This is a genomic window from Streptomyces sp. NPDC048825 (genome assembly GCF_043198355.1).
GTDB classification, from domain to species: Bacteria; Actinomycetota; Actinomycetes; order Streptomycetales; family Streptomycetaceae; genus Streptomyces; species Streptomyces xiangluensis.
Window position 1 is genome coordinate 60,624 of sequence record NZ_JBICUR010000012.1, and the last position, 23,929, is coordinate 84,552.

Below are 23,929 nucleotides of genomic sequence, written 5' to 3' on the forward strand. Positions count from 1 at the left end.
ACGCGCCCCTGCTGCTACCGTCACCTCAACTGTCACATTGACACGTATGTCGTACGAGAGGTGGGCCCCAAGGTGGCTAGGAGCAGCTCGGGATTCGTGGCCGGGCTCACCGTGGCGGCGATCGCCGCAGTCGGCTTCCTCGCCTATCAGGCGTCCGCCAACGTGCCGGACACGCTGGGCGCACCGGCTCGGCCCGCGTCGTCTCCCGCGGCCTCCGCCCCGTCCCCTCGCGCCGAGTCGAACGCGGCGGCGCTGCCCGGCCGGTCCGGCGCCGGCCGGCGGGTCGTGTACTCGGTGCAGGCCGACCGGGTCTGGCTGGTCGCCGCGAACGACAAGGTGCGCCGCACCTTCGCGGTCACCCCGGGCACGGTCGCCCCCACGCCCGACACGTACGCCGTCACCTCTCGCTCCGGCTCCATCACCGGCTCCGACGGAGTGGCCGTCGAACACGTGGTCCGCTTCGCGAACGTGGCCGGCACACCGATCGGCTTCAGCGCGGCGGTGGACGGGTCGACCTCCGCCCCCGATCCCGGGAAGAAGCTGGGTGGGATTCGGGAGTCCCGGGCGGACGGGGATGCGATGTGGGAGTTCGCGACGGTCGGCACGAAGGTTGTCGTCGTGGAGTAGCACCTCCCCTACGACGGGATGGGGGCCTACGGGGGTGGGTTGTTGGGGTTCGTTTGGCGACTGCGGGTTGGTGGGTGGCTGGTCGCGCAGTTCCCCGCGCCCCTTAGGTGCGTGGTGGGTCGGGGCCGTGGGCCGGTGCGTCAGCCCGTCGCAGGGTGGGCATACGGCCCTTTGCTGATACAGGGGGCGGGTTTCCTGAGACAGGACCTACGCGACGGGCATACGACGCACCGGCCCACGTCCCCTCCCGCCGGTGGGAGGCTGCGGGTAGTTGGGGGTACGGGCTTTCCCTGGGCGCCGGGAGCCGCAGGCTTTTGCTTTTCAGGGGCGCGGGGAACTGCGCGACCAGCCACGACGAACCCGCAGCCGCGACACGACTGCCACCCCCCACCCCCTGGCGGGGGCCTGGGGGCGCAGCCCCCAGTTTCGGGAAGGGGCGGGGCTGGGGATAGAAACCCCTGCTTACGCAGCCTCGCGATGCTGCCGCCCCCGCGCCGAGGGCGCCCGCGGCGCAGGTGCCGGGTCCCGCGGCGGCGTGGACACAACGCGGGCGGCGGCGCAAGCCGCGAGCAGCTCCCGCACCGAAACCACGCCGGCTTCCGCAGGGACTACCGCGTCACGATCCGAAGTCGACATGGCCGCCTCCTGGGGCTCCGGGAGCAGACGTAGTTAGGTAACCCTAACCAACACCGGTACCCATCTGACCACGCCGAAGCCACCCCACGCAACCTCTTGCCGACGCCATGTCGGAACGTTACGAAACCCGGCCCTCAAGCCCCGCCTCAAGCCGAGAGCACACTCAGGTCCACGGCCGCCCACCGCTCCCCCACCCCGCGGAGCAGCACCTGCCGGACCTCGTCCGTGGTGTCCCCCACCGCTCGGTGGATGAACACATGCAGCCGCTCCTCGGTCAGCTCCTCGACCTTCCCCTCGCCCCACTCCACGACGATCACCGAATCGGTCAGCGAGACATCGAGGTCGAGGTCCTCCATCTCGTCCAGTCCGCCCCCCAGGCGGTACGCGTCGACGTGCACGAGCGGCGGCCCGTCTCCGAGAGAGGGGTGCACGCGCGCGATCACGAACGTCGGGGACGTGACCGCACCCCGTACGCCAAGCCCCTCGCCGAGCCCACGGGTCAACGTCGTCTTCCCCGCGCCCAGCTCCCCGGTGAGCATCACCAGGTCACCGGGGCGCAGCAGCTTGGCCAGACGGCGGCCCAACTCCTGCATTTGTTCGGGGGAGTTGACGGTGAGCTCGGCGGTGACGTACGGCATCGCGTGATCAGCCGGGCTGTGCTGTGCTGCTGGTGCTTCCATAGCCACCCACGGTAGCGCCGGCCGGGACGGCTCCCGCGCGGGTGAGGAGGTCGGCGAGACGGTCCGTGACGACCTCCGGGTGCTCCAGCATCACCAGGTGCCCGGCGTCCGGCACGAGCACCAGCTCCGCGTCCGGCAGCAGATCGGCGATCGCCTCGCTGTGCTCGCTCGGCGTGACGAGGTCTTTGACGCCGGACAGTACGAGGACGGGCAGCTCGGCGAAGTACGCCAGCGCCTCCGTCTTGTCGTGGTCGGTGAACGCCGGATAGAACTCGGCGACCACATCGATCGGCGTGCCCTCGATCAGCCGCTCGGCGAACCGCGCGACCGCCGGGTCGACGTCCCTGGAAGCGAACGAGTACCGCTTGATGATCCCGGCGAACAGGTCGGCCGTGGCCCGCCGCCCCTTCTCCACCAGCTCGGCCCGCTGCCCCAGCGCCTTCAGTACGCCGGGCAGCACGCGCCGCACCGCGTTGACCCCCGCAACCGGAAGCCCGAAGTTGACCTCGCCGAGCTTCCCCGACGACGTACCGACGAGCCCGACACCGACGACCCGCTCACGGATGAGGTCGGGGTACTGGTCGGCAAGGGCCATCACCGTCATTCCGCCCATCGAGTGCCCGACGAGCACGAGCGGGCCCTCCGGTGCGGCCGCGTCGATCACGGCTTTCAGATCGCGGCCGAGCTGCTCGATGTCGAGCGGCACACCGTCCTGGACCTGTGCGACACCGCGTCCGGAGCGGCCGTGGCTGCGCTGGTCCCAGTAGACGGTTCGTACGACACCGCGCAGGGCGGCGCGCTGGAAGTGCCAGGAGTCCTGGCTGAGGCAGTAACCGTGGCTGAAGACGACGGTGACGGGAGCCGGGGCCTTGCGTCCGAACAGTCTGCGGCGGCGGGGAGTGAGCGTGGCGTCCTGCTCCACGTCGTCGATCTCGTAGTAGATCTCCGTGCCGTCGTCCGCGGTCGCCGTGCCGGGCATGCCGCGCAGTGCGCCGTACGGACCTGCCGAGTCGAGGGCGAGCCGGGCCTTCTGGCGCATGCCGCGGCCGACGGTGAGCCGCTCGATCGCGACTCCGGCGGCGGCGCCTGCGGCGATGACGCCTATCGCGGTGCCGACGATGCCCGCCCGACGCCAGTTCCCGGCGCTCCCCGCGGCGGAGGCCACCGAGGCGACGGCCTCCGCCCTGCTCTCGCTCACGTACCGCTCCTCTTCGCAGGTGTGTGGTCCGGGGGCCGTCCCCGGAAAGCTGAGTACCCGTCTTGTGTGTTATTCACTATTCACGTAGACGCGCGGCACGCGGGTTCCGATCCGGGTCACGATTTCGTAGGCGATCGTGCCTGCTGCCCGGGCCCAGTCCTCGGCGGTCGGCTCACCTTCATCGCCGGGCCCGAACAGCACCACGCGTTCCCCCACAGCCGGCTGGTCCCCGCCGAGATCGACGGCGAACTGGTCCATCGCGACCCGCCCCGCCACCGTCCGCCACTTGCCGCCGGCCAGGACGGGCCCGGTGCCGGACGCGTGCCGTGGGATCCCGTCCGCGTACCCCACGGGCACCAGGCCGAGGGTCGTGTCGCCCGGCGTGACGTAGTGATGCCCGTAACTGACGCCGTGCCCCGCCGGAACGCGCTTCACCAGTGCGAGCGAGGCCGACAGCGTCATCACCGGCCGCAGCCCCAGCTCGGCCGCCGTGCCGAGGGCAGGGCTGGGCGAAATGCCGTACGTCGCGATTCCGGTCCGTACGAGATCGAAGTGGGACTCCGGAAGCGTGAGCGTGGCGGGCGAGTTGGCGATATGCCGCACTTCTGGCTTTATGCCCTGCTTTTCCGCGTACCCCACCATCTCGCGGAAGGCGGTGAGTTGGGCTCCGATGGAGGGATGCCCCGGCTCATCGGCACAGGCGAAATGCGACCAGAGCCCCGTGACCCGGGCCAGCCCCTCGGCCTCGGCACGCAGGGCTGCCGTGACCAACTCGGGCCAGTCACCGGGCTGACACCCGTTGCGCCCGAGTCCGGTGTCGGCCTTCAGCTGAACCCGAGCCGTACCCCCCGCGGCGCGCGCGGCCTCGACGGCTTCCCGCAAGGCCCAGAGCCCGCTGATCCCGAGGTCCACGTCGGCCTCGACGGCCTCCCGCCAAGGCCCGCCGGGCGTCCACAGCCAGCACATGATCCGCCCCCGCAGCCCCGCCTCGCGCAGGGCCAGGGCCTCCTCGGGCGTGGCCGTCCCGAGCCAGGTGGCCCCCGCATCGAGCGCCGCCCGGGCACACCGCACTGCCCCGTGTCCATACGCGTCGGATTTCACCACCGCCATCAGGGCGGCATCCGGTGCGTAGGCGCGCAGGGTCCCCACATTGGCCGCAAGGGCAGCCAGGTCGATCTCGGCGCGGGCACGCGCGGACGCTGTCTCATTCATTGCGCCCAGTGTCTCAGAGCCCACCGACACGCCCGCCGAGCCCGTACCGCTGTGAGCACCGGGCTCGCCCGAGGTACCGGGCCGGCGCACGCGAGGCCGCCGCGTACGCGAGACTCGGCGTATGCGTAGTGCGTTCGGAGTGGAAACGGTGCGGGCGGCCGAGCGGGAGCTGATGGCGCGGCTTCCGGAGGGGGCGCTCATGCAGCGGGCGGCGGCCGGACTGGCCGCGGCCTGTGCGGAGTTGATGGGGCGGGTGTACGGCCGCCGGGTCGTCCTGCTCGTGGGCAGCGGGGACAACGGCGGAGACGCCCTGTACGCGGGAGCCCGCCTCGCCCGCCGCGGCGCGGGCGTCACGGCCGTACTGCTGTCTCCCGAGCGAACCCATCCCGGCGGCCTGGCGGCGCTGCGCCGGGCAGGCGGCAGCGTGCACTCCGCCCAGGACGACGAAGGCGACACAGCAGTCGAGCGGGCGATCCGTTCCGCCGATCTCGTGGTCGACGGAATCGTCGGGATCGGCGGCAAGGGTGGACTGCGCCCCGACGCCGCCCCTCTGGCCGAGTTGGCCGAGTCCTCCTGCGCCGCCGTCGTCGCCGTGGATCTGCCGAGCGGTGTCGAGGCGGACACCGGCGAGGTACGTGGCGCGGCGGTCCGTGCCGACCTGACCGTGACCTTCGGCACGCACAAGCCGGGGCTGCTGATCGATCCGGCGCGGGAGTACGCCGGTTCGGTGCGGCTCGTGGACATCGGGCTCTCGCTGCCCGACGAGGCCGAGGCGGAGGCCCTGCAACATGCCGATGTGGCGGCGCTGTTGCCTGCTCCGGGTGCCGAGAGCGACAAGTACCGGCGGGGGGTCGTGGGGATCGCCGCAGGGTCTTCGCGGTATCCCGGTGCGGCCGTACTCGCCGTGGCGGGCGCGCTGCGGGGCGGAGCCGGGGCCGTACGGTACGTCGGTCCCGCCGGGGACGCGGTGATCGCCCGCTTCCCCGAAACGCTCGTCTCGGACCAGGGCCCGAAACGGGCCGGGCGGGTGCAGGCCTGGGTCGTGGGGCCGGGGGCCGGCGACGACGTGCAGAGCGTGGCGGAGGTGCTCGCCCAGGACGTACCCGTCCTCGTGGACGCGGACGGCCTCCGGCTTGCGGACCGGGATCTCGTACGGGCCCGGAAGGCGCCCACACTGATGACGCCTCATGCCGGTGAGGCCGCCGCGTTGCTCGGTGTCTCTCGGGAGTCGGTCGAGGCGGCGCGGTTGCAGTCCGTGCGGGAGCTGTCGGAGCGGTACGGGGCGACGGTGTTGCTGAAGGGCTCGACCACGTTGGTGGCTTCGCCCGGGGGTGGGCCGGTCCGGGTCAACGCGACGGGGACGTCCTGGCTGGCCACGGCGGGCAGCGGGGACGTGTTGTCGGGGCTCGCCGGTTCACTGCTGGCCTCGGGGCTGAGCGCTCTGGACGCCGGGAGCGTGGCGGCGTACCTCCACGGGCTTGCGGGGCGGTTCGCGGCGGACGGGGCGCCCGTGGGCGCGCACGACGTGTCCGAGTCGATCCGCCGCGCATGGCGGGATGTCATGAGCTGAGGCAGCGCGGGCCTCTACCCCTCCGCGACGACCACCGCCGAAGCCACGCCCGCGTCATGGCTCAGCGACACATGCCACGACCGGACGCCCAGCTCCGCGGCTCGAGCCGCCACCGTCCCCTGTACCCGTAGCCGTGGCTGCCCGCTGTCCTCGACGTACACCTCGGCGTCGGTCCAGTACAGCCCTGAGGGCGCCCCAAGCGCCTTCGCCAACGCCTCCTTGGCCGCAAAACGGGCCGCCAGCGAAGCGACGCCTCGCCGCTCGCCGCTCGGCAGCCACAACTCCCGCTCAACAAAAAGCCGTTCCGCGAGCGCCGGTGTCCGCTCCAGGGACGCTGCGAACCGCTCGATCTCAGCGACATCGATCCCCACCCCGATGATCACGAGGCCACTCCCACGGGGCCGTAACCCACGACTGCGCACATGCGCGGCAGCTTATGCCTCCGGCGGTTGGGTGGGAGCGCCTACCGGGAGGGTGGGTTCGGTTCATGGGCGCGTGCGGCTTCGTTGTGGCTTGTCGCGCAGTTCCCCGCGCCCCTAAGAGCCTGCGGCTCCACTCAGCCAAAACCACAACGGACTCGCACCCTCCCACCGGCGGGAGGGGAGGTGGGCCGGTGCGTCGTATGCCCGTCGCGTAGGTTCTGTCTCAGGTCACCCGCACTGTGTACCGACACCGGGCCGTACGCCCCGCCTGCGACGGGCTGACGCACCGGCCCACGACCCCGCACCCACCACGAACCCAGGGGCGCGGGGAACTGCGCGACCAGCCACACTCAACCCGCACAGGAAACCGTTCAAGCCAGCGCTCAGCGCCCCCGCTCGACCCGCTCTATAGCCTCCTGCACCAGCTCCAAGTACTCCACTTCCTCGCACCGCGGCTTGCTGCCCATCTCGTACAGGTCGATGCAGTCGTAGAGGTACTCCCCCAAGTCCTCGTCCGGCAGATCTGCCGCCAGCTCGCTGCTCACACGCCCCTCGAAGTCCGCGTCAGCACGCGCCGATCTCCACCGCACAGCATCACGAATACGCATGGCCACAGCCACCCCCAACCCCCAGGACCCGCCGGAAGGCGGCGCGCTCCCGGCTGCCCGGACCGTATCCCCACCGACCCCGCAGGTCCATACCTTCCCCACAACTCGTCCACAGTCGGACGTGACGGACCCCACCCGCCGCTGCGCCTCTGCTCCCGTAACAATGGACTGTGATCTCTTCGGTCTCCATGTCGCCGCGGAGCGCCCACCGGTCCAGGCCGGAGGCGACTCCCTACGTCGACCTCACCCGTGCCGAGTGGAGCGCGCTCCGCGAGAAGACGCCGCTCCCGCTGACCGCCGACGAGGTGGAGAAGCTGCGCGGTCTGGGCGATGTCATCGACCTCGACGAGGTGCGCGACATCTACCTGCCGCTGTCCCGGCTGCTGAACCTGTACGTCAAGGCCACGGACGGACTGCGCGGCGCCCTGAACACGTTCCTCGGCGAGCAGGGCTCGCAGTCCGGGACGCCGTTCGTCATAGGGGTCGCCGGCTCCGTGGCGGTCGGCAAGTCGACCGTCGCCCGTCTCCTCCAGGCCCTGCTGTCCCGCTGGCCCGAGCATCCGCGCGTCGAGCTGGTCACCACGGACGGCTTTCTGCTGCCGACCAAGGAGCTCCAGGCGCGGGGCCTGATGTCGCGCAAGGGCTTCCCGGAGTCGTACGACCGACGCGCCCTGACCCGTTTCGTCGCGGACATCAAGGCCGGCAAGGACGAGGTCACCGCGCCCGTCTACTCCCACCTGATCTACGACATCGTGCCGGGCAAGCGGCTCACCGTGCGCCGCCCGGACATCCTGATCGTCGAGGGCCTGAACGTCCTGCAGCCCGCCCTGCCCGGCAAGGACGGCCGCACCCGCGTGGGCCTCGCCGACTACTTCGACTTCAGCGTGTACGTCGACGCCCGGCCCGAGGACATCGAGCGCTGGTACCTGAACCGTTTCCGCAGGCTCCGCGAGACGGCCTTCCAGAACCCGTCCTCGTACTTCCGCAAGTACACCCAGGTCTCCGAGGAGGAGGCGCTGGACTACGCCCGTACGATGTGGCGGACGATCAACAAGGTCAATCTTCTGGAGAACGTGGCTCCCACGCGTGGCCGCGCCACCCTCGTCCTGCGCAAGGGCCCCGATCACAAGGTGCAGCGTCTGAGTCTGCGCAAGCTGTAACCGGGCCCGGATACGCTGCCGGAATGCTGCATCTGCGCCTGATCACGCCGTCCGGCAAGACCGACGACGTGGTCCGCCTGATCGAGAAGACCGTCGGCACCGCGCATCTCGTCGTGATGCAGGGCGCCGCCCGCAGCCCCGCCGGGGACGTCGTGATGTGCGATGTGGCGCGCGAGGCGGGCGACGAACTGCTCGGCGAGCTGCGGGCGTTGGACATCGACAAGTGCGGCTCTATCGCCATCGAGAACATCGACCTCTCGTTGTCGGAGCGCGCCGACAAGGCGCGCGACGACGCGCCGGGCGAGGGCGCGGACGCGGTCCTGTGGGAGCACCTGGCGGACGCGACGCACGAGGAGTCGACGCTCTCGGTCACGTACGTCGCCTTCATCACACTGGCCACGATGATCGCGGCCTGCGGTGTGGTCCTCGACAACGCGATCCTGATCGTGGGCGCGATGGCCGTGGGCCCGAAGTTCGGGCCGCTGGCCGGGCTGTGCACGGCGCTGGTGCGGCGCGCTCCACGGCTGGCGCTGCGATCGGCGATGGCGCTGCTCGTGGGCTTCGCCTTCGCGATGGCGGTGACGGTCGTCTTCAGCTACTTCATGGACTCGATCGAGCTCTTCAGCAGGGAACAGCTGGACAGCGAGCGGCCCAACACGGCCTTCGTCTACGCCCCCGACTGGTTCTCGTTCATCGTGGCCGTCCTCGCGGGCATAGCCGGCACCCTCTCGCTGACCTCCGCCAAGTCAGGCCTCCTGGTCGGCGTCGCCATCTCCGTGACGACGGTCCCGGCCGCCGCCAACGCGGCGGTGGCCCTGAGCTACGGAGACACGAAGCAGACGGTGGGCTCGACCGGGCAACTCCTCCTGAACCTGCTCGGCATCATCCTCGCCGGCACGCTCACACTGCTCGCCCAGAAGTTCTTCTGGGCCAAGCAGCGTGAACGCAACGCCGAGAAAGCGCAGGCCTAGCAGGCCAGCGCCGACTTCACCACGTCGGCGAGCCGTTCGGCGACCGACCTGGCCTGGTCGAGGTCGGCGGCCTCCACCATGACCCGTACCAGCGGCTCCGTACCCGAAGGACGCAGCAACACCCGCCCCGTGGAACCGAGTTCGCGCTCGGCGTCGGCGACCGCGGCCCTCAGTTCTTCGGAGGTGCTCACCCGCGACCTGTCGACGTCCGGCACATTGATCAGTACTTGCGGCAGCCGGTCCATGACGGACGCGAGGTCCTGGAGCGTACGTCCCGTCTGGGCGATCCGGGCCGCCAGCAGCAGGCCGGTCAGTGTGCCGTCGCCGGTGGTCGCGTGGTCCAGGATGATCACGTGTCCGGACTGTTCGCCGCCGAGCGCGTAGTCGTGCCGCTTCATCTCCTCCAGGACGTAACGGTCACCGACTGCCGTCTGTACCAGGGAGAGTCCCTCGCGCTCCATGGCCAGCTTGAAGCCCAGGTTGGACATGACCGTCGCGACAACGGTGTCGGAGCGCAGTGCGGAACGCTCCCGCATCGCCAGCGCCAGTACGGCCAGGATCTGGTCCCCGTCGACGTCGGCGCCCGTGTGGTCCACGGCGAGGCAGCGGTCGGCGTCGCCGTCGTGCGCGATGCCCAGGTCGGCGCCGTGCTCGACGACGGCGGCCCGCAGCAGGCCCAGGTGCGTGGAGCCGCACCCGTCATTGATGTTCAGGCCGTCCGGCTCGGCTCCGATGGTGACGACCTCGGCACCGGCCCGGGTGAAGGCCTCGGGTGAGACCTGGGCGGCGGCACCGTGCGCCTCGTCGAGGACGATCTTGAGCCCGTCGAGACGGTTCGGCAGTACGGCGGTCAGATGCGAGACGTACTGCTCGAAGCCCTCGTCGTACGACTTCACACGGCCGACCCCGGCACCCGTGGGCCGGTCCCAGGGAGCGCCGGTGCGGTGCTCCTCGTACACGGCCTCGATCCGGTCCTCCAGCTGGTCGGCGAGCTTGTGGCCGCCACGCTCGAAGAACTTGATGCCGTTGTCCGGCATGGCGTTGTGGCTGGCGGAGAGCATCACGCCGAGATCGGCGCCGAGTGCGCCGGTGAGATGCGCCACCGCCGGCGTCGGCAGCACGCCCACGCGCAGGACGTCCACGCCCGCGCTGGCGAGGCCGGCGACCACGGCCGCCTCCAGGAATTCCCCGGACGCCCGCGGGTCCCGCCCGACCACCGCCGTCGGCCGGTGGCCCTCGAAGGTGCCCGCCTCGGCCAGTACGTGCGCCGCCGCGACGGACAGGCCGAGCGCCAGCTCAGCCGTCAGGTCCGCGTTGGCAACACCGCGCACGCCGTCCGTGCCGAAGAGTCGTCCCACTGGTGTCCTCCGAACATGCTCAGAAATTGCGGCTCAAGCCGAGTGTCCAGGTGAGGCCTTAGCTCACGTGTATCCCCAGTTCCCAGGCTGACGGACGGTGACGTAAGGCCGTAATAAGCGCCTACTTGCCGTAAACGCCACGCCCCGGCGGCACAGGCGTGCCGCCGGGGCGATGTTGCGTGCAGAGCACGCGGTAACGACTAGCGCTTGCTGTACTGCGGAGCCTTACGGGCCTTCTTGAGACCGGCCTTCTTGCGCTCGACCGCACGGTCGTCGCGACGAAGGAACCCGGCCTTCTTCAGGGCGCCACGGTTGTTGTCGACGTCCGCCTCGTTCAGAGCGCGGGCGACGCCGAGGCGCAGCGCACCGGCCTGGCCGGAAACGCCGCCACCCGCGATGCGGGCGACAACGTCGTAGCGGCCCTCGAGCTCGAGCACCTTGAAGGGCTCGTTGACTTCCTGCTGGTGCACCTTGTTGGGGAAGTAGTCCTCAAGGGTGCGACCGTTGATCTTCCACTTGCCGGTGCCCGGGACGATCCGGACGCGGGCGATGGCGTTCTTGCGGCGCCCCAGTCCGGCGGCCGGCTGCGGCTCGCCGAAGCGGGAGGCCAGGGACTCCGAGGTGTACTCGCCCTCGACGGGGACCTCGGACTCGGTGGTGTACTGCTCGATGTCGACGAGCTCAGTCTCTTCGACCGGCTGCTCGGGAGTGGTCTCGGCCACGATTCTCCTCAGATTCTCTTCAGTCTTAGGGGTGGCCGGACTTACTGCGCGACCTGGGTGATCTCGTACGGCTGCGGCTGCTGCGCGCCGTGCGGGTGCTGGTCACCCTTGTAGACCTTCAGCTTCGAGAGCATCTGACGGCCCAGCGAGTTCTTCGGGAGCATGCCCTTGACGGCCTTCTCCACGGCCTTCTCGGGGTTCTTGTCCAGCAGCTCGTCGTAGCGGACGGAGCGCAGACCACCCGGGTACCCGGAGTGGCGGTAGGCCAGCTTCTGGGTCCGCTTGTTGCCGGACAGGTGGACCTTGTCCGCGTTGATGATGATGACGAAGTCACCAGCGTCGACGTGCGGAGCGTAGATCGGCTTGTGCTTGCCCCGCAGAAGGGTGGCGGCGGTGGTCGCCAGACGGCCGAGAACGACGTCCCGGGCATCGATGACATGCCACTGGCGAGTGATGTCGCCGGGCTTGGGGCTGTACGTACGCACGGTTCGTAGCCTTCGCTTCTTCAGTGAGTGGGTCCTGACAAGGCCACCACGGACGATCACGACAGCCCTGACCGCACGGCGGCGACGCAACCGCATGCAGATCGCTGGTCATCGGCCCCGGTGGACCGGTGTAAGGGCCTCTCACGTGAGAATGAGCAAGCCAATACACATAACGAAGGGCAAGAATAGCTCCGTAGCCCCACAGGGGTCAAAACGCGCGATCAGCCGGAGAGTGGGCGCTGTTACCGCTGTGGGACCAGTAAACCCGTTGTCCCGTCTAAGATGCGCCCCATGAGCTTTGGGCAGGGGGGACCCCAGTGGGGTTCCGGGGGATCGGGTTCTCAGCCGCCGCAGTGGGGCAGCCAGACCCCCGACTGGGCGGCGCTCGCCGAGGCGTCCGAGTCGCGCAACAGGCGGCGCAGGTGGCTGATGGTCGGCGGTGGCGCGCTCGCCACCGTCGCGATAGGCGCGGCCGTCGCCGTGGCCGTGGTCTCGGCCGACGGCGACAACGGCCAGGCGGCGAACCGGCCTGCCTCCGATCTGCCCGCCACCTCGGACATCCCGCCGGACACCACCGGCCCCGAGCCGTCGTTCGCGGAGACCTCGGCCCCTCCCCCGCTGGACCCGAAGGACTTCATCTCCAGCAAGCAGAAGGACACGGCTCCGCTCAGCCCGGACATCCTGTTCCCCGGTTCGCGGCTGACGATGGGCGAGAGCCGCTACGAGAAGGGCAAGACCGCGTCCACGAAGGACTGCGCGTCGGCCGCCCAGGGCACGCTCGGCACGGTCCTCACGAAGAACGACTGCACGCGGCTGATGCGCGTCACGTACTCCCTGGACGGTGTGGCGGTGACGGTCGGCGTGGCCGTCTTCGACACCGAGGCCCAGGCAACGAAGGCCAAGAACGACGCCGACGACAAGAGCGTCGTCCAGTCGCTGTCGGGCGACGGCGTCCCCGAGTTCTGCCGCTCGGCGGTCTGCCGCTCGACGACCAACTCGTACGGCCGCTATGCCTACTTCACGGTCGCCGGTTTCACCAACGGCAAGGACGTCACCCAGAAGGACACCAAGGTGTTCTCCACCGGCGACGACCTCGCGGAGTTCACCTTCCGCCAGATCCGCCGCCGCGGGGAGGCCCAGGCCACGGCCGCGGCCAACGAGTAGCGGAGCCGGCCGGCAGGCGGGCAACGGGAAGGCGGCGGCCACCCGTGGGCGACCGCCGCCAACAGCCCAGTACCGTCCGCTACTTGTGCTTCAGCCGCAGCCGTACCGGAACGACCGCCGACTCCAGCTGCGTACGCAAGGTCATCTTCGAGACGCCCTCGGTGCGCTCCTCGAAGCGGATCGGGATCTCGACGGCGCTGTGACCAGCGCGTACGGCCTTGTACTTGAGTTCGACCTGGAAGCTGTAGCCCGCGCTGTCCAAGGAGTGCAGGTCCACGTCCCGGAGGGCCTCGGCCGACCAGAGGTTGAAGCCGGCCGTGATGTCGCGGATCTTCGTGCCGAGCACGGTGCGCGCGTAGCGGTTCGCGAAGCGGGACAGCAGCACGCGGTGCGCGCCCCAGTCCTCGTCGAGCGAGCCGCCCTCGACGTACCGGCTGCCGATGACCAGGCCGACACCGGAGGCCACGGCGGTGCCGAGCATCCGTGGGACCGCTTCCACGGGGTGGCTGCCGTCGGCGTCCATTTGCACGACGTACTCGGCGCCTTCGTCGACGGCGGCGCTCATGCCCGCCACGTACGCGCGCCCGAGGCCGTCCTTCTCGGTCCGGTGCAGCACGCTCATCCGGCGCCGCCCGCCCCAGTTGTGCTTCTCCGCCAGCTCGTCGGCGATCCGTCCTGTACCATCCGGACTGGAGTCGTCCACGATCTTCAAGTGGAGCCTGTCAAGCGGCAGTTGGAGCACCGCCTCGGCCATTCTCGGCAGGTTGGCGGCTTCGTTGTACGTAGGCATCACCACGGTGACTGCCGTGCCCGCCCCCAGGTCGTACGTCATCTCTTTTCCCTCCCCATGTCCCCATGCAGGAACCCCTACGGACGCGGCCATTCCGGCGCCCGTACCAAACCAGCTCAGGTGTGCACCTTGCGCTTGCCGGCGTCGTCCTTGTCATCGGACGAGTCGTCGGTCGCCGCGCGTGTCCTTTCGAGGAGCACGAGCTGGAGGTGTTTGAGCTTCTCGGTCTTCGCGACCTTGAAGCTTTTCTGGATCACGGTCGCCGTCGTCTTCGGCATGCCGCTGAACGGATTCCCGTCGAGCGTCGTCGACACGAGCCAGAGTCGGTCGGCCTTGGCCAGGCACTTCTCGGGATGCGGGCACTCGGCCGCGTCGAACGAGCCCTGCTTTTGCGGTGTGCGGTACATCAGCCAGTCCTTCGGGCGGCCGGCGTCGTTGCGCAGCTCGTAGGCCATGGCCCGGCGCTCGGTCATCGCACCGCTGAAAACGATGCCGTCGCCCTTCTTCTGCCCGGCCTCGATGATCCGCGCGGCGCCGCGGAAGTCGGGCTCACCCAGCGTGTTATGCCGGGTCTCACGAATCCCGGGCCCCGCCTGGAAGGCGATTCCGGCGACCGTGGCGGCCACGAGCACCCAGCCGAAGCCGCGCCGGGCCGCCGCTCCCGTTCCGGCCTTCGCCCCGGCCACCGGACCGGCGAGCCGGACCGCGGCCACTGCCGCGAGCAGCACCCACGCGGGCGCCGTGAACAGCAGATAGCGCGGCAGGAAGAGGTGCAGCTGCGCGGCGGTGACGTACGTCGCAACCGGCGGCAGCACGATCCAGACGGCCAGTGGAAGAGCCAGCCGGCCCGCGAAGAGCAGCCCGACCGCGCCGAGCGCCATCACCGGCACGGCCACCGCCCAGGAACCGAAAAGGTTCATGGGGAAGTCCATCAGGTCCTCGACACCCGGGTTGTTCCAGGCGATCTGCCCGCTCTGCCCCGAGCCCGAGACGGCCATGGGAATGACGAAGCACATGCCCAGGGTGAAGGCCGCGGCATAGGCCCAGCCGACGATCTTGTCGCCCGAGCGGCGCGCGATCACGATCATCACCAGGTGCGCGCCGAGCACCGCCATCGAGGCCAGGTGGCTCCAGCCGATCAGCGGCACCGACAGCGTGTAGGCGACCCACACCTTGAACGACGGCTTGTCCAGGGCCCGGGCGAGCAGCAGTGTCGACAGCAGCACCGCCGCCACGGCGAAGGCGTACGGCCGTATCTCCTGCCCGAACCGGGTCGTGACCGGCACGACGGCGAAGGCGAGCCCCGCGAGGATCCCCGCCTGTGTGGTGAACAGCCGCCGCCCGAGCAGGGCGAGCAGACCGCAGGACGCCGCCATGGCCACCGCGCCGGGGATCCGCATCGCGGTCGGGGAGTCCCCGGCGACGGCGATCCAGGCGTGCATGAGCACGTAGTACGGAGTGAAGACCACGTCGATGGAGCGGATCAGCATGCTCAGGTCGTGGAACGACAGGGAGGCCGCCCACCAGGTGGCGTGCTCGTCACGCCACAGCTGACGGTCGCCGATCCCACGCCAGATCATGGCGAAGGCGAGCATCGTGGGCAACAGGAAGGTCATGGCGGCGGCGAGTCGGCTGCCCTCCGGCTCGTCGGGCTGCTCCTCGTCGGCCTCGGGCTCCTCTGCCTTGGAGTCCGCCTCGGCCTTCCGGTGCCGGGCCGGGGGCGGCTCGACCGGAGAGGGCTCGGGGGTGTAGGAGTCCTGGCCGGGAGTGGCGTACGAGCCGGGATGGGAGGGCATACCAGGGTCTGCGTACTGACCGGGACCCGCGTACGCGCCGCGCGACGGGTCTGCGTACTGACCGGGACCCGCGTACGCACCGCGCGACGGGTCGGCATAGGTGCCCTGGTGGCCGGGATGGGCGTAGCCGCCCTGGCCGCCGGCGTACGTGCCCTGCCCGCCGTAGGCGTAGGCGCCCTGCCCCGCGTAGGGATCATGGCCGCCCTGGGCATCGGGGTATCCGCCGCCGTACGGCGGGGAGGCATTGGCACTCATCGCTTCACCCAAATCCGGAACGCGCCGTCGCCCTTGCTGGTGGTGAAGCGCGACACGGCTGCCAGGCGGTAGTGGGCATTGCCACGCAGCGCGTCGGTCACGGCCTGGTCGACCTCCGGCGTGACCGTCCCGCGCATCACGATGACGTCGAACTTCCCGTCCTTGACCGCGGCACGGTAGGCATCGGGACCGGAGTACTGCTTGCCCTTCTTGTCCTTGTAGTCCATGCCGAACGTGCCCTGCCACTGGTCGTAGTCGGTCTTGTCCCGCAGGTAGTACGCGGGGACCTCGTGCTCCTCGGCGAGGTAGCTGCCCTTGCGGTCGACCATGGTGCGCAGGATCGCCGTCATCTCCTTGGAGTCCGGGAAGCTGTACGCCTGCTGCGCCTGGACCATGCCGAACACCAGCGTCAGGACGTACAGCATGATGCCGAGCTGTGGGTGCCGGAAGTGCGGGCCGACGAGCCGTGACATGCCGAGGCCCGCCATGGGTCCGGCGAAGAGCAGACCGAAGCCCACGTGCTTGAAGAGCGAGATCTCGGTCTGGAGGTTGATCTGGTAGGCCGGGGCGAGCAGCGCGGTACCGGTCAGCAGGAGACCGAGCGAGATGCGCCGGAACCTCCCGGGTCCCTTCTTGTCGACCCACGGCATCTCGCCCATGTTCGGGCGGATCACGTACGCGATGGAGCCCCCGAGGGCGGCGAGGAACATCAGTCCGCCCCACTCCGCGCTGTGCTGCAGGATCGTTTGCGCGGTGTCGGTTCCCTTGGCGCGGTCGGTGGTGGTCTGGCTGATACCGCCGAGCGACCCGGCGTAGACGTACCCGACGCCCATCAGTGCGCCTATCGCGCCGCCGAGCAGCACACCGCGGGCGAGCGCGAGCATCCCGCGGTGCCGGTAGGCGGTCAGTACGGCGAGGACCACCAGGGTCGGCAGATACAGGCCCGCCGCGTACTTGGTGCCGAAGGCCAAGAACGCCGGGGGCGCCGCGAGCACGACCGCGAGGACGTGCGACCGGCCGGTCCGTACGACGATCCAGAACGCCAGGGCGAGCAGGAAGACGGCCGCGGCGTCGAAGGTGGCGAAGTTGCCGAGGAACACCGTCGACTGGATGACGGAGAAGAGCGCCGCCGCGCCGAGCGCGGCCCGGACGTTGAACATCCGGCGGGTCGTCGCGTACAGCAGCGCGGTCGCGGCGAGCATGAAGAGGAGGCTGACGATGCGCACTCCGGCGAGCCCGGCCACGCTGTCGACCATCGCCGCGAGCACCGGGTACAGCTTCGGATAGCCCGAGAAGTAGCCCTCGAAGTCACCCGGTACGGGCGTGCCGTGCAGGATGTTGCCGACTTCGTAGTGGCCGGCCGCGATGTAGAGCGCTTCGTCCTGGAACGCGGTGCCGCGCAGTCGCAGCGAGAGACCGGTCTGGATCAGCAGCATGCAGAGCAGGATCCAGCGCCCCAGCAGCGTGCTGCGCCGGTTGTCCAACGACCAGGCCGACTCGGGCACGGCGGGCAGCGTGTAGCCCGGCTTCTCCGGCTGCGCCTCCGCCTCGGGCTCCGCCTCGACCGCGGTGTAGCGCGCGTACGGGTCGAAGGGCGCGTAGATCTGGAACGTCACCTGGTCCAGGTATTCGGACGTCCGCCCGTTGAACCGCCAGGTGCCGGTCTCGGTCAGCTGCCGCCCGCCCGCGGCCTCCTCGTCGTACATGGGATAGGTCGGGTACACGGGAGGCGGCGCGCTCTGCACGTACTGCCGAAGGCTCTCGTTCGCGACCTGCCGCTGCTGCGCCTGCGGGTACGACTGCTGGTTCCCTTGCCCGTACGACTGCTGCCCGGCCTGCGCGTACGTCTGCTGGTTCCCCTGCCCGTAAGGCTGCTGACCTGCCTGGTCGTACGGCTGCTGGTTCCCCTGCCCGTAAGGCTGCTGACCTGCCTGGTCGTACGGCTGCTGGTTCCCCTGCCCGTAAGGCTGCTGACCTGCCTGGTCGTACGGCTGCTGCTGGTTCCCGTGGCCGTACGAGGACTGCTGCTGCCCCTGCCCGTAGCCCTGTTGATTCCCCTGTCCGTAGTCCTGTTGATTCCGCTGCTCGTACGCGTACGGGCGCTCGTACTCCCCGCCGCGCAGCTCCGATTCCTCCGCCCAGGTGGGCGTGCGTCGGTCCGTCATGGCTTGGTCACATCGAATCCGAAGCTCTGGCTCTGGGCCTGCTCCCGGAAGGTCTTCTGGGACAGCGGACCGCTGTTGATGCGCCAGTCGGTCTCCTTGTCGAAGTTGAACCAGACGAACCCGATGACGTCCTTGCGCTTCGCCGTCCCCTGGAAGAGGTCCTTGATGTCGGCCGGCTTGCGCTCGCCCGCCTGCGCCGCGGTCTCCGCGATGATGAACGGTTTCTTCGTGAAGGTACGTATCTGGGTCATCGTCGGCCCGTAGAGCGACTGGTACGTCGAGGGACCGGTGGCCGCGTAATAGCCCACCACGCCGACCCAGTCGACGTACTCGTCACCCGGCCAGTACGGCTCCAGCTTCACCTTCGGCATCGGGTGTGTGACGTTCGGGCTCCACACCCAGATGACCTGCGTCGCGCCCTCGTCCGCGAAGATGTCGTGGATGTGCTTGTACGCGGCGGTGAACTGCGCGGCGGTGACCTTCTTGGTGCCCCACGGGTACCAGAAGCCGTTCATCTCGTGCGCCCAGCTGATCGCCACGGGCAGGTTCAGCTCCTTGACGGAGCGCGCGTACTCGCGGATGTACTCGTCTTCCTTGCCGTCGGCGATGTCCTTCAGGCTCGTCTCGAAGGGCTCCCAGGCAATGAAGGACACCGCGCCGTAGTCCCAGGAGTTCTGCACCAGACGCGTCTCGTACTGGTCGCCCCAGGCCGAGTAGAACTCGATGAGGTTGGGCTTCTTGCCCGCCTTGTCGGCGAAGTCCTTGACGGCCGTCATCTTGGCGGGGGCACCGTCGGCGGCCAGCCCCAGGTAGTCCTTGTCCGGCTGCAGCAGCGGCCGGACGTCGTACGGCGGCTCCGGCTTCGGGGACTCGCTCGCCTCGGCGGAGGGATCGGCAGCCGGCTGCTCGCCCTGGCTGCGCTCGTACTGGTCGCGGCCCTCCTCGGAGAAGGTGCTGCATCCGGCGAGCAGCGCACCGGCCAGCAGTGCAGCGGCGAGCGCCCGCACGGGCCGGAGCGCCCTGACGGAGCGTACGGAGAAAGTCATACGGTCGCTTCCTGCGCATTCTGGCCACGGGGCTGTACGAGGACGCGACCGACGACCATCGCGTAGAACAGCCCGGCCGACAGCATCAGCGCGAAGTCCGGCGGATAGAGGGTGAGCATGCGCCAGGCGGCGACGACGATCCAGATCAGGGCGGTGCCGCCGGTCCAGAAGATCATGCAGTTCCAGTAGCGGCGCATGCCGTTCTTCTTGGCGCCGTCCGAACCCGTGGGCTTCCAGCCCATCGGACGGCCGCGCATCACGTCCCAGATCGCGAAGACATGCGACCACCCGTACATGAGCCGGACGGACCAGGCCTCAAGTCGGTACGGCGCCCGGTGCCACAACGGCAGCACCAGCGTCACGTACGCGACACTCGGCAGCACCCACAGCGCGGCCTCGGCCCGCAGCAGATCGGGGCGCAGGATCATCAGCGCGAGCGGGATGACGGGCGCGATGAACGTGGCGAGCGCGGTCTGCAGGTAGTAGAGGAAGCCCGAGACGTAGCACAGCCGCGTCTGGAACTTCAGGTCCATCTCCCAGAACCGCTTGCTGGTCAGCAACTCCAGCGAGCCCATGCACCAGCGGTACTGCTGGTTGTGGAAGGCACCGGCCGTGTCCGGGCACACGCCCGCGGACAGGGCGACCGGCACATAGCGCAGCTTCCAGCCGAGGGCCCGCAGATCGAAGCCGGTGTACATGTCCTCGGAGTGCTCGATCAGCGTGATACCGCCGATCTGCGCCAGGGCCTCGCGCCGGTAGATCGCGCAGGAGCCCACGCAGATGGACCCGTCCTTGTCCTCCCGGGAGGTCTGCACGGAGCGGTAGAACTGCTCCTGCACCGCGCCGGCCCCACGCTCGATCCAGTTCTGTCGGTCGACGATGCGGAAGAACTGCGGCGACTGCACGATGCCGATCTTCGGGTCGTCGTCCATGTACGGCAGCAGCTCGTCGAGAAGATCGGCGCGCGGCGCGAAGTCGGCGTCCAGGATGAGGATGTGGTCGCCGTCGGTTCTCTCGAAGGTGTGGTTGAGGTTGCCGGCCTTCTTGAACCAGCCGCGGTTGGGCCGCACCACGTAGTGGAATCCGAAGTCGGACGCCATGGCCCCTACCTCGTCCTCGGCGGCATCGTCGAGGACGTACGTCTTGACGACGCCCTGGTAGCTGTTGGCGAGCCGGTTCACATGAACCCAGGTGTTGTGGAGCACCTCCAGGGGCTCACCGCACACCGGCAGGAAGATGTCCACGCTCGGATATACGGCGGGCTGCCACTTGCGTACGAGGCGCTTGTGCCCCTTGATGTCGAAGTCCTTGCTGAGCCCGTCGAGATAAAGCGAGATCACGTAGTCCGCGATGATGAACGCCAGCAGCGGCATCGTCAGCCAGAACCAAGGGCTCGACGCCGTGAACAGAAACTGGCTCATCGCCAGACACGCGAAGCTGATCAGCGAGCCGATCGTCAGCACCCACAGGTACCGGCGCGCGTACGAGTACTTCTCCGCATCGTCCGGCGGCTGCGGCAGCAGCCCATGACTCTGCGGCGCCCGCCTGCGACGTCGGTTCTGCGGAACACGAGCAGTCCCCACTGCACTCATGTACAAACCCCCCGGGCCGGTCCAGCCCGTTACCCCCACCCAAGCCCGGCCACTACCCAATCGAACCAAGGCCGAGCAGCGGCATCGTAACCGAGTTTCAGTAGTTACGCCCGAACATACGTGTTACGCAGGGGTTTCCCTGCCCGCCACAGTGGGCATAAAAGGGGCCTTCTCACTCAGCAGCACCCCGCCGCTCCCGGCAACGACCGCCGGTTCCGCGCCTCCTTGTTCCGCGCCGCCAGCAGGTCGTCCGCCGGGTACCCGACCTCTTCGAGCGTCAGCCCGTGCGGCCGTGTGACATGCACCGCCGAGTCCCGGACCCCGGCGGCGAGCACCTTCCCCGGCCAGTCGGGAGCGCGGTGCCCGTCGCCCACGAACAGCAGCGCCCCGATCAACGACCGCACCATGTTGTGGCAGAAGGCGTCGGCCCGCACTGTGGCGGTAATCACCCCGTCCGTCCCCCGCGCAAGGCTCAGCTCCTGAAGCGTACGAATGGTCGTCGCCCCGTCCCGCTTCTTGCAGTACGCCGCGAAGTCGTGCTCCCCGAGCAGGGACCGCGCCGCCTCGTTCATGGCGTCGACGTCGAGCGGCCAGTCGTGCCAGAGGATGTGGCTGCGCAGCAGAGGATCGACGCCACCCGGGTTGTCCGTGACGCGATAGGCGTACCGCCGCCAGACCGCCGAGAAACGGGCGTTGAAGCCGCTCGGGGCCTCCCTCAAGGACCAAACCCGCACATCCTTCGGCAACCGCCCGGCCAGCCGCTTGAGCAGCTTCTCCCGATGCTCGGCCCACAGCCCCTCGGGCAGATCGACGTGCGCCACCTGCCCCCGGGCATGCACCCCGGCATCGGTCCGCCCCGCCACGGTCAGCTCGTACGTCGTCTCCCGCGACCGAGTCACCGTACGCAGCGCATCCTCGACCTCCCCCTGAACGGTTCGCCGCCCCCCGGCCTGCTTGGCCCAACCGGAGAACGCGCTCCCGTCATACGAAAGATCAAGCCGCACCCGTACGAACCCGGGCTCTACCTCGTCACTCACACCTGGATCCTTTCAGGGACACGAAAACGGGCCCGCCCCCTCAGGGGCGGACCCGCACGACGCGAGGTGAAACCTCAGGCGTCCTTGGACTCGTCGCCCTCGGCAGCAGCCGGCTTCGCGTCCTCGACGACCTCTTCGGCCTCGGCCTCAACGGCCTCGTCCTTCTTGAGAACGTCTTCCTTCTTGAAGGCGTCTTCCTTGACGGCACGCTTGGTGGCCGCCTCCGCCTCACCGGTGGCCTCCTGGGCCACGGTCAGCGCCTCCACCAGCTCGATGACAGCCATGGGCGCGTTGTCGCCCCGACGGTTACCGATCTTGGTGATCCGGGTGTAGCCACCCGGACGGTTCTCGTACCGCGGGCCGATCTCGGTGAAGAGCGTGTGCACGATGCTCTTGTCCGTGATGACCTGGAGCACCTGGCGGCGGTTGTGAAGGTCGCCCTTCTTCGCCTTGGTGACCAGACGCTCGGCGTACGGCCGCAGACGGCGGGCCTTCGCCTCGGTGGTGGTGATCCGGCCGTGCTCGAAAAGCGACTTGGCAAGGTTCGCAAGAAGCAGCTTCTCGTGCGCGGCACTGCCGCCCAGACGGGCACCCTTGGTGGGCTTCGGCATGGTGTTTCTCCTAGGTGTCTGCCCCGGCCGTACTAGGTACCGGGGTCAGTATCCGAGCAGGCGGCCGCCTGTCGGAGATCCGGGCGCCTTTTTCAAGGCGCCCGGAGGGTCCGCGCCCCAAAGGGGCGCGGGGAACTGCGCGACCAGCCAAGAACCGGCCCGCAGCCTGGAACCGGCATCCGGTCCCGAGCTCTCAGTACTGCTCGGTCTCCACAAAACCGGCATCCGCGTCGTCGTCGGCGCCAAAGGCGTCGGCGGCAGCGGTCGGGTCGAATCCGGGCGGGCTGTCCTTCAGAGCCAGGCCCATACCGGCCAGCTTCGCCTTGACCTCGTCGATCGACTTCGCACCGAAGTTACGAATGTCGAGCAGGTCGGCCTCGGAACGAGCCACGAGCTCACCCACGCTGTGGATGCCCTCACGCTTGAGGCAGTTGTACGACCGAACGGTGAGCTCCAGCTCCTCGATCGGCAGCGCCAGATCGGCGGCGAGGGCGGCGTCCGTGGGGGACGGGCCCATGTCGATGCCCTCGGCGTCGATGTTGAGCTCACGGGCAAGCCCGAACAGCTCGACCAGCGTCTTACCGGCCGACGCCATGGCGTCACGCGGCCGCATCGCCTGCTTGGTCTCGACGTCGACGATCAGCTTGTCGAAGTCGGTGCGCTGCTCGACACGCGTGGCCTCGACCTTGTACGTGACCTTCAGCACCGGCGAGTAGATCGAGTCGACCGGAATACGCCCGATCTCCTGACCGACCTGCTTGTTCTGCACGGCGGAGACGTAACCACGGCCACGCTCGACCGTGAGCTCCATCTCCAGCTTGCCCTTGCCGTTGAGCGTGGCCAGGACGAGGTCGGGGTTGTGCACCTCGACACCGGCCGGCGGCGCGATGTCGGCGGCGGTGACCAGACCCGGCCCCTGCTTGCGCAGGTACATCACCACAGGCTCGTCGTGCTCACTGCTCACGACCAGCTGCTTGATGTTGAGGATCAGGTCGGTGACGTCCTCCTTGACGCCCGGCACGGTGGTGAACTCGTGCAGAACACCGTCGATGCGGATGCTGGTGACAGCAGCTCCGGGGATCGACGACAGGAGCGTACGACGCAGGGAGTTGCCGAGGGTGTAACCGAAGCCCGGCTCCAGCGGCTCGATCACGAACCGGGAACGGAATTCGTCGACGACCTCTTCGGTCAACGAGGGACGCTGAGCGATCAGCATGTTGCGATCCTTCTGTCAGGGGCGCCCGCTATTTGACGCCCTGCCACCGGGCGGAAGCCCGAAAATTGATGCTGCTGCAAGGGTACGGGCGATACGGCCCCGAAGAGCCATACCGCCCGGCCGTTACATGTGGGGGGCAACCCCCACGCCCCCGGCCGAAAAGCCCGGAGGCACAGCAAGCCCTTAAAGCACCAGGTCAGACGCGACGGCGCTTGGGCGGACGGCAGCCGTTGTGCGGGGTGGGCGTGACGTCCTGGATGGAGCCGACCTCGAGCCCGGTCGCCTGCAGCGAACGGATGGCGGTCTCACGACCCGAACCCGGGCCCTTGACGAACACATCCACCTTGCGCATGCCGTGCTCCTGCGCGCGGCGGGCGGCCGACTCGGCGGCCATCTGCGCGGCGAAGGGGGTCGACTTGCGCGAGCCCTTGAAGCCGACGTGGCCGGCGGAGGCCCAGGAGATCACGTTGCCGGTCGGGTCGGTGATCGAAACGATGGTGTTGTTGAACGTGCTCTTGATGTGCGCGTGGCCATGAGCGACGTTCTTCTTTTCCTTGCGGCGCACCTTCTTGGCAGCGCCCTGACGTCCCTTGGGGGGCATCTATAAC

The 23,929-nt window shown here is 69.1% G+C and carries 22 protein-coding genes; 5 read left to right on the plus strand and 17 right to left on the minus strand.

Going from position 1 to position 23,929, the window contains the following annotated elements:
* Nucleotides 1–72 precede the first annotated feature (72 nt).
* Complete coding sequence (locus ACGFNK_RS27095) at nt 73–627, plus strand: hypothetical protein (protein WP_393419996.1); 555 nt, start codon at nt 73–75, stop codon at nt 625–627.
* Between the two features lie 782 nt (nt 628–1,409).
* Here the strand turns inward: ACGFNK_RS27095 and tsaE are convergent.
* The 3 genes from tsaE to alr all read right to left on the minus strand — a co-directional run bounded on the left by tsaE (nt 1,410) and on the right by alr (nt 4,353).
* On the minus strand, nt 1,410–1,943 hold the full coding sequence (gene tsaE, locus ACGFNK_RS27100; protein WP_393419998.1) for a tRNA (adenosine(37)-N6)-threonylcarbamoyltransferase complex ATPase subunit type 1 TsaE: 534 nt from the start codon (nt 1,941–1,943) through the stop codon (nt 1,410–1,412).
* A complete protein-coding gene (locus ACGFNK_RS27105) occupies nt 1,909–3,141 on the minus strand; it encodes an alpha/beta fold hydrolase (RefSeq protein WP_386340901.1) in 1,233 nt (410 codons plus the stop codon). Before ACGFNK_RS27105 ends, tsaE begins: the two co-directional genes overlap by 35 nt.
* A 69-nt stretch (nt 3,142–3,210) precedes the next feature.
* Nucleotides 3,211–4,353 (minus strand): alanine racemase, encoded by a 1,143-nt coding sequence (alr, locus tag ACGFNK_RS27110; protein WP_393420000.1) that lies wholly within the window; start codon nt 4,351–4,353, stop codon nt 3,211–3,213.
* Nucleotides 4,354–4,474: 121 nt separating this feature from the next.
* Here alr and ACGFNK_RS27115 point away from each other — a divergent pair, with 121 nt between their 5' ends.
* Nucleotides 4,475–5,923 (plus strand): NAD(P)H-hydrate dehydratase, encoded by a 1,449-nt coding sequence (locus ACGFNK_RS27115; protein ID WP_393420002.1) that lies wholly within the window; start codon nt 4,475–4,477, stop codon nt 5,921–5,923.
* Between the two features lie 14 nt (nt 5,924–5,937).
* Here the strand turns inward: ACGFNK_RS27115 and ACGFNK_RS27120 are convergent, their stop codons facing one another.
* Complete coding sequence (locus ACGFNK_RS27120; protein WP_393420004.1) at nt 5,938–6,306, minus strand: holo-ACP synthase; 369 nt, start codon at nt 6,304–6,306, stop codon at nt 5,938–5,940.
* A gap of 422 nt (nt 6,307–6,728) precedes the next feature.
* Nucleotides 6,729–6,953: a hypothetical protein gene (locus ACGFNK_RS27125; protein ID WP_393420006.1), complete on the minus strand. Its 225-nt coding sequence runs from the start codon at nt 6,951–6,953 to the stop codon at nt 6,729–6,731.
* Between the two features lie 170 nt (nt 6,954–7,123).
* Here ACGFNK_RS27125 and coaA point away from each other — a divergent pair, with 170 nt between their 5' ends.
* Together coaA and ACGFNK_RS27135 are read left to right on the plus strand one after the other, a co-directional pair.
* Nucleotides 7,124–8,113 (plus strand): type I pantothenate kinase, encoded by a 990-nt coding sequence (gene coaA / locus ACGFNK_RS27130; protein WP_344391395.1) that lies wholly within the window; start codon nt 7,124–7,126, stop codon nt 8,111–8,113.
* 23 nt (nt 8,114–8,136) lie between these two features.
* Nucleotides 8,137–9,084, plus strand: coding sequence for a DUF389 domain-containing protein (locus tag ACGFNK_RS27135; RefSeq protein WP_393420008.1), 948 nt, complete (start codon nt 8,137–8,139; stop codon nt 9,082–9,084).
* Here the strand turns inward: ACGFNK_RS27135 and glmM are convergent.
* The 3 genes from glmM to rplM all read right to left on the minus strand — a co-directional run bounded on the left by glmM (nt 9,081) and on the right by rplM (nt 11,649).
* Entirely contained in the window at nt 9,081–10,442 is a 1,362-nt protein-coding gene (gene glmM / locus ACGFNK_RS27140; protein ID WP_393420010.1) for a phosphoglucosamine mutase, read from the minus strand. The two genes, ACGFNK_RS27135 and glmM, sit on opposite strands and share 4 nt — an antisense overlap.
* 200 nt (nt 10,443–10,642) lie before the next feature.
* Complete coding sequence (rpsI, locus tag ACGFNK_RS27145; protein WP_386340887.1) at nt 10,643–11,164, minus strand: 30S ribosomal protein S9; 522 nt, start codon at nt 11,162–11,164, stop codon at nt 10,643–10,645.
* A 41-nt stretch (nt 11,165–11,205) separates the two neighbouring features.
* Entirely contained in the window at nt 11,206–11,649 is a 444-nt protein-coding gene (gene rplM, locus ACGFNK_RS27150) for a 50S ribosomal protein L13 (RefSeq protein WP_344391399.1), read from the minus strand.
* 291 nt (nt 11,650–11,940) lie between these two features.
* Between rplM and ACGFNK_RS27155 the strand changes: the two genes are divergently transcribed.
* The gene (locus tag ACGFNK_RS27155) at nt 11,941–12,813 is read left to right on the plus strand and encodes a hypothetical protein (RefSeq protein ID WP_393420013.1); all 873 of its coding nucleotides are present in this window, start codon (nt 11,941–11,943) and stop codon (nt 12,811–12,813) included.
* 79 nt (nt 12,814–12,892) lie between these two features.
* Here the strand turns inward: ACGFNK_RS27155 and ACGFNK_RS27160 are convergent, their stop codons facing one another.
* The 9 genes from ACGFNK_RS27160 to rpsK form a co-directional block, all read right to left on the minus strand.
* A complete protein-coding gene (locus tag ACGFNK_RS27160) occupies nt 12,893–13,645 on the minus strand; it encodes a polyprenol monophosphomannose synthase (protein ID WP_393420015.1) in 753 nt (250 codons plus the stop codon).
* A 74-nt stretch (nt 13,646–13,719) separates the two neighbouring features.
* Nucleotides 13,720–15,654, minus strand: coding sequence for a glycosyltransferase family 39 protein (locus ACGFNK_RS27165; RefSeq protein ID WP_393420017.1), 1,935 nt, complete (start codon nt 15,652–15,654; stop codon nt 13,720–13,722).
* Nucleotides 15,651–17,819 (minus strand): glycosyltransferase family 39 protein, encoded by a 2,169-nt coding sequence (locus ACGFNK_RS27170; RefSeq protein ID WP_393420019.1) that lies wholly within the window; start codon nt 17,817–17,819, stop codon nt 15,651–15,653. Before ACGFNK_RS27170 ends, ACGFNK_RS27165 begins: the two co-directional genes overlap by 4 nt.
* Nucleotides 17,816–18,865, minus strand: a complete 1,050-nt coding sequence (locus ACGFNK_RS27175; RefSeq protein ID WP_393420020.1) for a glycoside hydrolase family 26 protein — start codon at nt 18,863–18,865, stop codon at nt 17,816–17,818. Before ACGFNK_RS27175 ends, ACGFNK_RS27170 begins: the two co-directional genes overlap by 4 nt.
* Nucleotides 18,862–20,457 (minus strand): glycosyltransferase family 2 protein, encoded by a 1,596-nt coding sequence (locus ACGFNK_RS27180; RefSeq protein ID WP_393420022.1) that lies wholly within the window; start codon nt 20,455–20,457, stop codon nt 18,862–18,864. The genes ACGFNK_RS27175 and ACGFNK_RS27180 overlap by 4 nt, the downstream gene beginning before the upstream one ends.
* Nucleotides 20,458–20,633: 176 nt before the next feature.
* Complete coding sequence (gene truA / locus ACGFNK_RS27185) at nt 20,634–21,494, minus strand: tRNA pseudouridine(38-40) synthase TruA (RefSeq protein ID WP_393420024.1); 861 nt, start codon at nt 21,492–21,494, stop codon at nt 20,634–20,636.
* 74 nt (nt 21,495–21,568) lie between these two features.
* Nucleotides 21,569–22,105, minus strand: a complete 537-nt coding sequence (gene rplQ, locus ACGFNK_RS27190) for a 50S ribosomal protein L17 (RefSeq protein ID WP_393420026.1) — start codon at nt 22,103–22,105, stop codon at nt 21,569–21,571.
* Between the two features lie 193 nt (nt 22,106–22,298).
* A complete protein-coding gene (locus tag ACGFNK_RS27195; protein WP_003966937.1) occupies nt 22,299–23,321 on the minus strand; it encodes a DNA-directed RNA polymerase subunit alpha in 1,023 nt (340 codons plus the stop codon).
* Nucleotides 23,322–23,517: 196 nt separating this feature from the next.
* Nucleotides 23,518–23,922, minus strand: coding sequence for a 30S ribosomal protein S11 (gene rpsK, locus ACGFNK_RS27200; protein ID WP_003948617.1), 405 nt, complete (start codon nt 23,920–23,922; stop codon nt 23,518–23,520).
* Between the last annotated feature and the right edge of the window lie 7 nt (nt 23,923–23,929).

Excerpts from the sequence above, each read along its gene's own strand:
- tsaE (WP_393419998.1), bottom strand. The coding sequence starts at position 1,943 with ATGGAAGCACCAGCAGCACAGCACAGCCCGGCTGATCACGCGATGCCG.
- alr (WP_393420000.1), bottom strand. The coding sequence starts at position 4,353 with ATGAATGAGACAGCGTCCGCGCGTGCCCGCGCCGAGATCGACCTGGCT.
- ACGFNK_RS27115 (WP_393420002.1), top strand. The coding sequence starts at position 4,475 with ATGCGTAGTGCGTTCGGAGTGGAAACGGTGCGGGCGGCCGAGCGGGAG.
- ACGFNK_RS27125 (WP_393420006.1), bottom strand. The coding sequence starts at position 6,953 with ATGCGTATTCGTGATGCTGTGCGGTGGAGATCGGCGCGTGCTGACGCG.
- ACGFNK_RS27135 (WP_393420008.1), top strand. The coding sequence starts at position 8,137 with ATGCTGCATCTGCGCCTGATCACGCCGTCCGGCAAGACCGACGACGTG.
- ACGFNK_RS27155 (WP_393420013.1), top strand. The coding sequence starts at position 11,941 with ATGAGCTTTGGGCAGGGGGGACCCCAGTGGGGTTCCGGGGGATCGGGT.
- ACGFNK_RS27160 (WP_393420015.1), bottom strand. The coding sequence starts at position 13,645 with ATGACGTACGACCTGGGGGCGGGCACGGCAGTCACCGTGGTGATGCCT.
- ACGFNK_RS27165 (WP_393420017.1), bottom strand. The coding sequence starts at position 15,654 with ATGAGTGCCAATGCCTCCCCGCCGTACGGCGGCGGATACCCCGATGCC.
- ACGFNK_RS27170 (WP_393420019.1), bottom strand. The coding sequence starts at position 17,819 with ATGACGGACCGACGCACGCCCACCTGGGCGGAGGAATCGGAGCTGCGC.
- ACGFNK_RS27175 (WP_393420020.1), bottom strand. The coding sequence starts at position 18,865 with ATGACTTTCTCCGTACGCTCCGTCAGGGCGCTCCGGCCCGTGCGGGCG.
- ACGFNK_RS27180 (WP_393420022.1), bottom strand. The coding sequence starts at position 20,457 with ATGAGTGCAGTGGGGACTGCTCGTGTTCCGCAGAACCGACGTCGCAGG.
- rplQ (WP_393420026.1), bottom strand. The coding sequence starts at position 22,105 with ATGCCGAAGCCCACCAAGGGTGCCCGTCTGGGCGGCAGTGCCGCGCAC.
- ACGFNK_RS27195 (WP_003966937.1), bottom strand. The coding sequence starts at position 23,321 with ATGCTGATCGCTCAGCGTCCCTCGTTGACCGAAGAGGTCGTCGACGAA.
- rpsK (WP_003948617.1), bottom strand. The coding sequence starts at position 23,922 with ATGCCCCCCAAGGGACGTCAGGGCGCTGCCAAGAAGGTGCGCCGCAAG.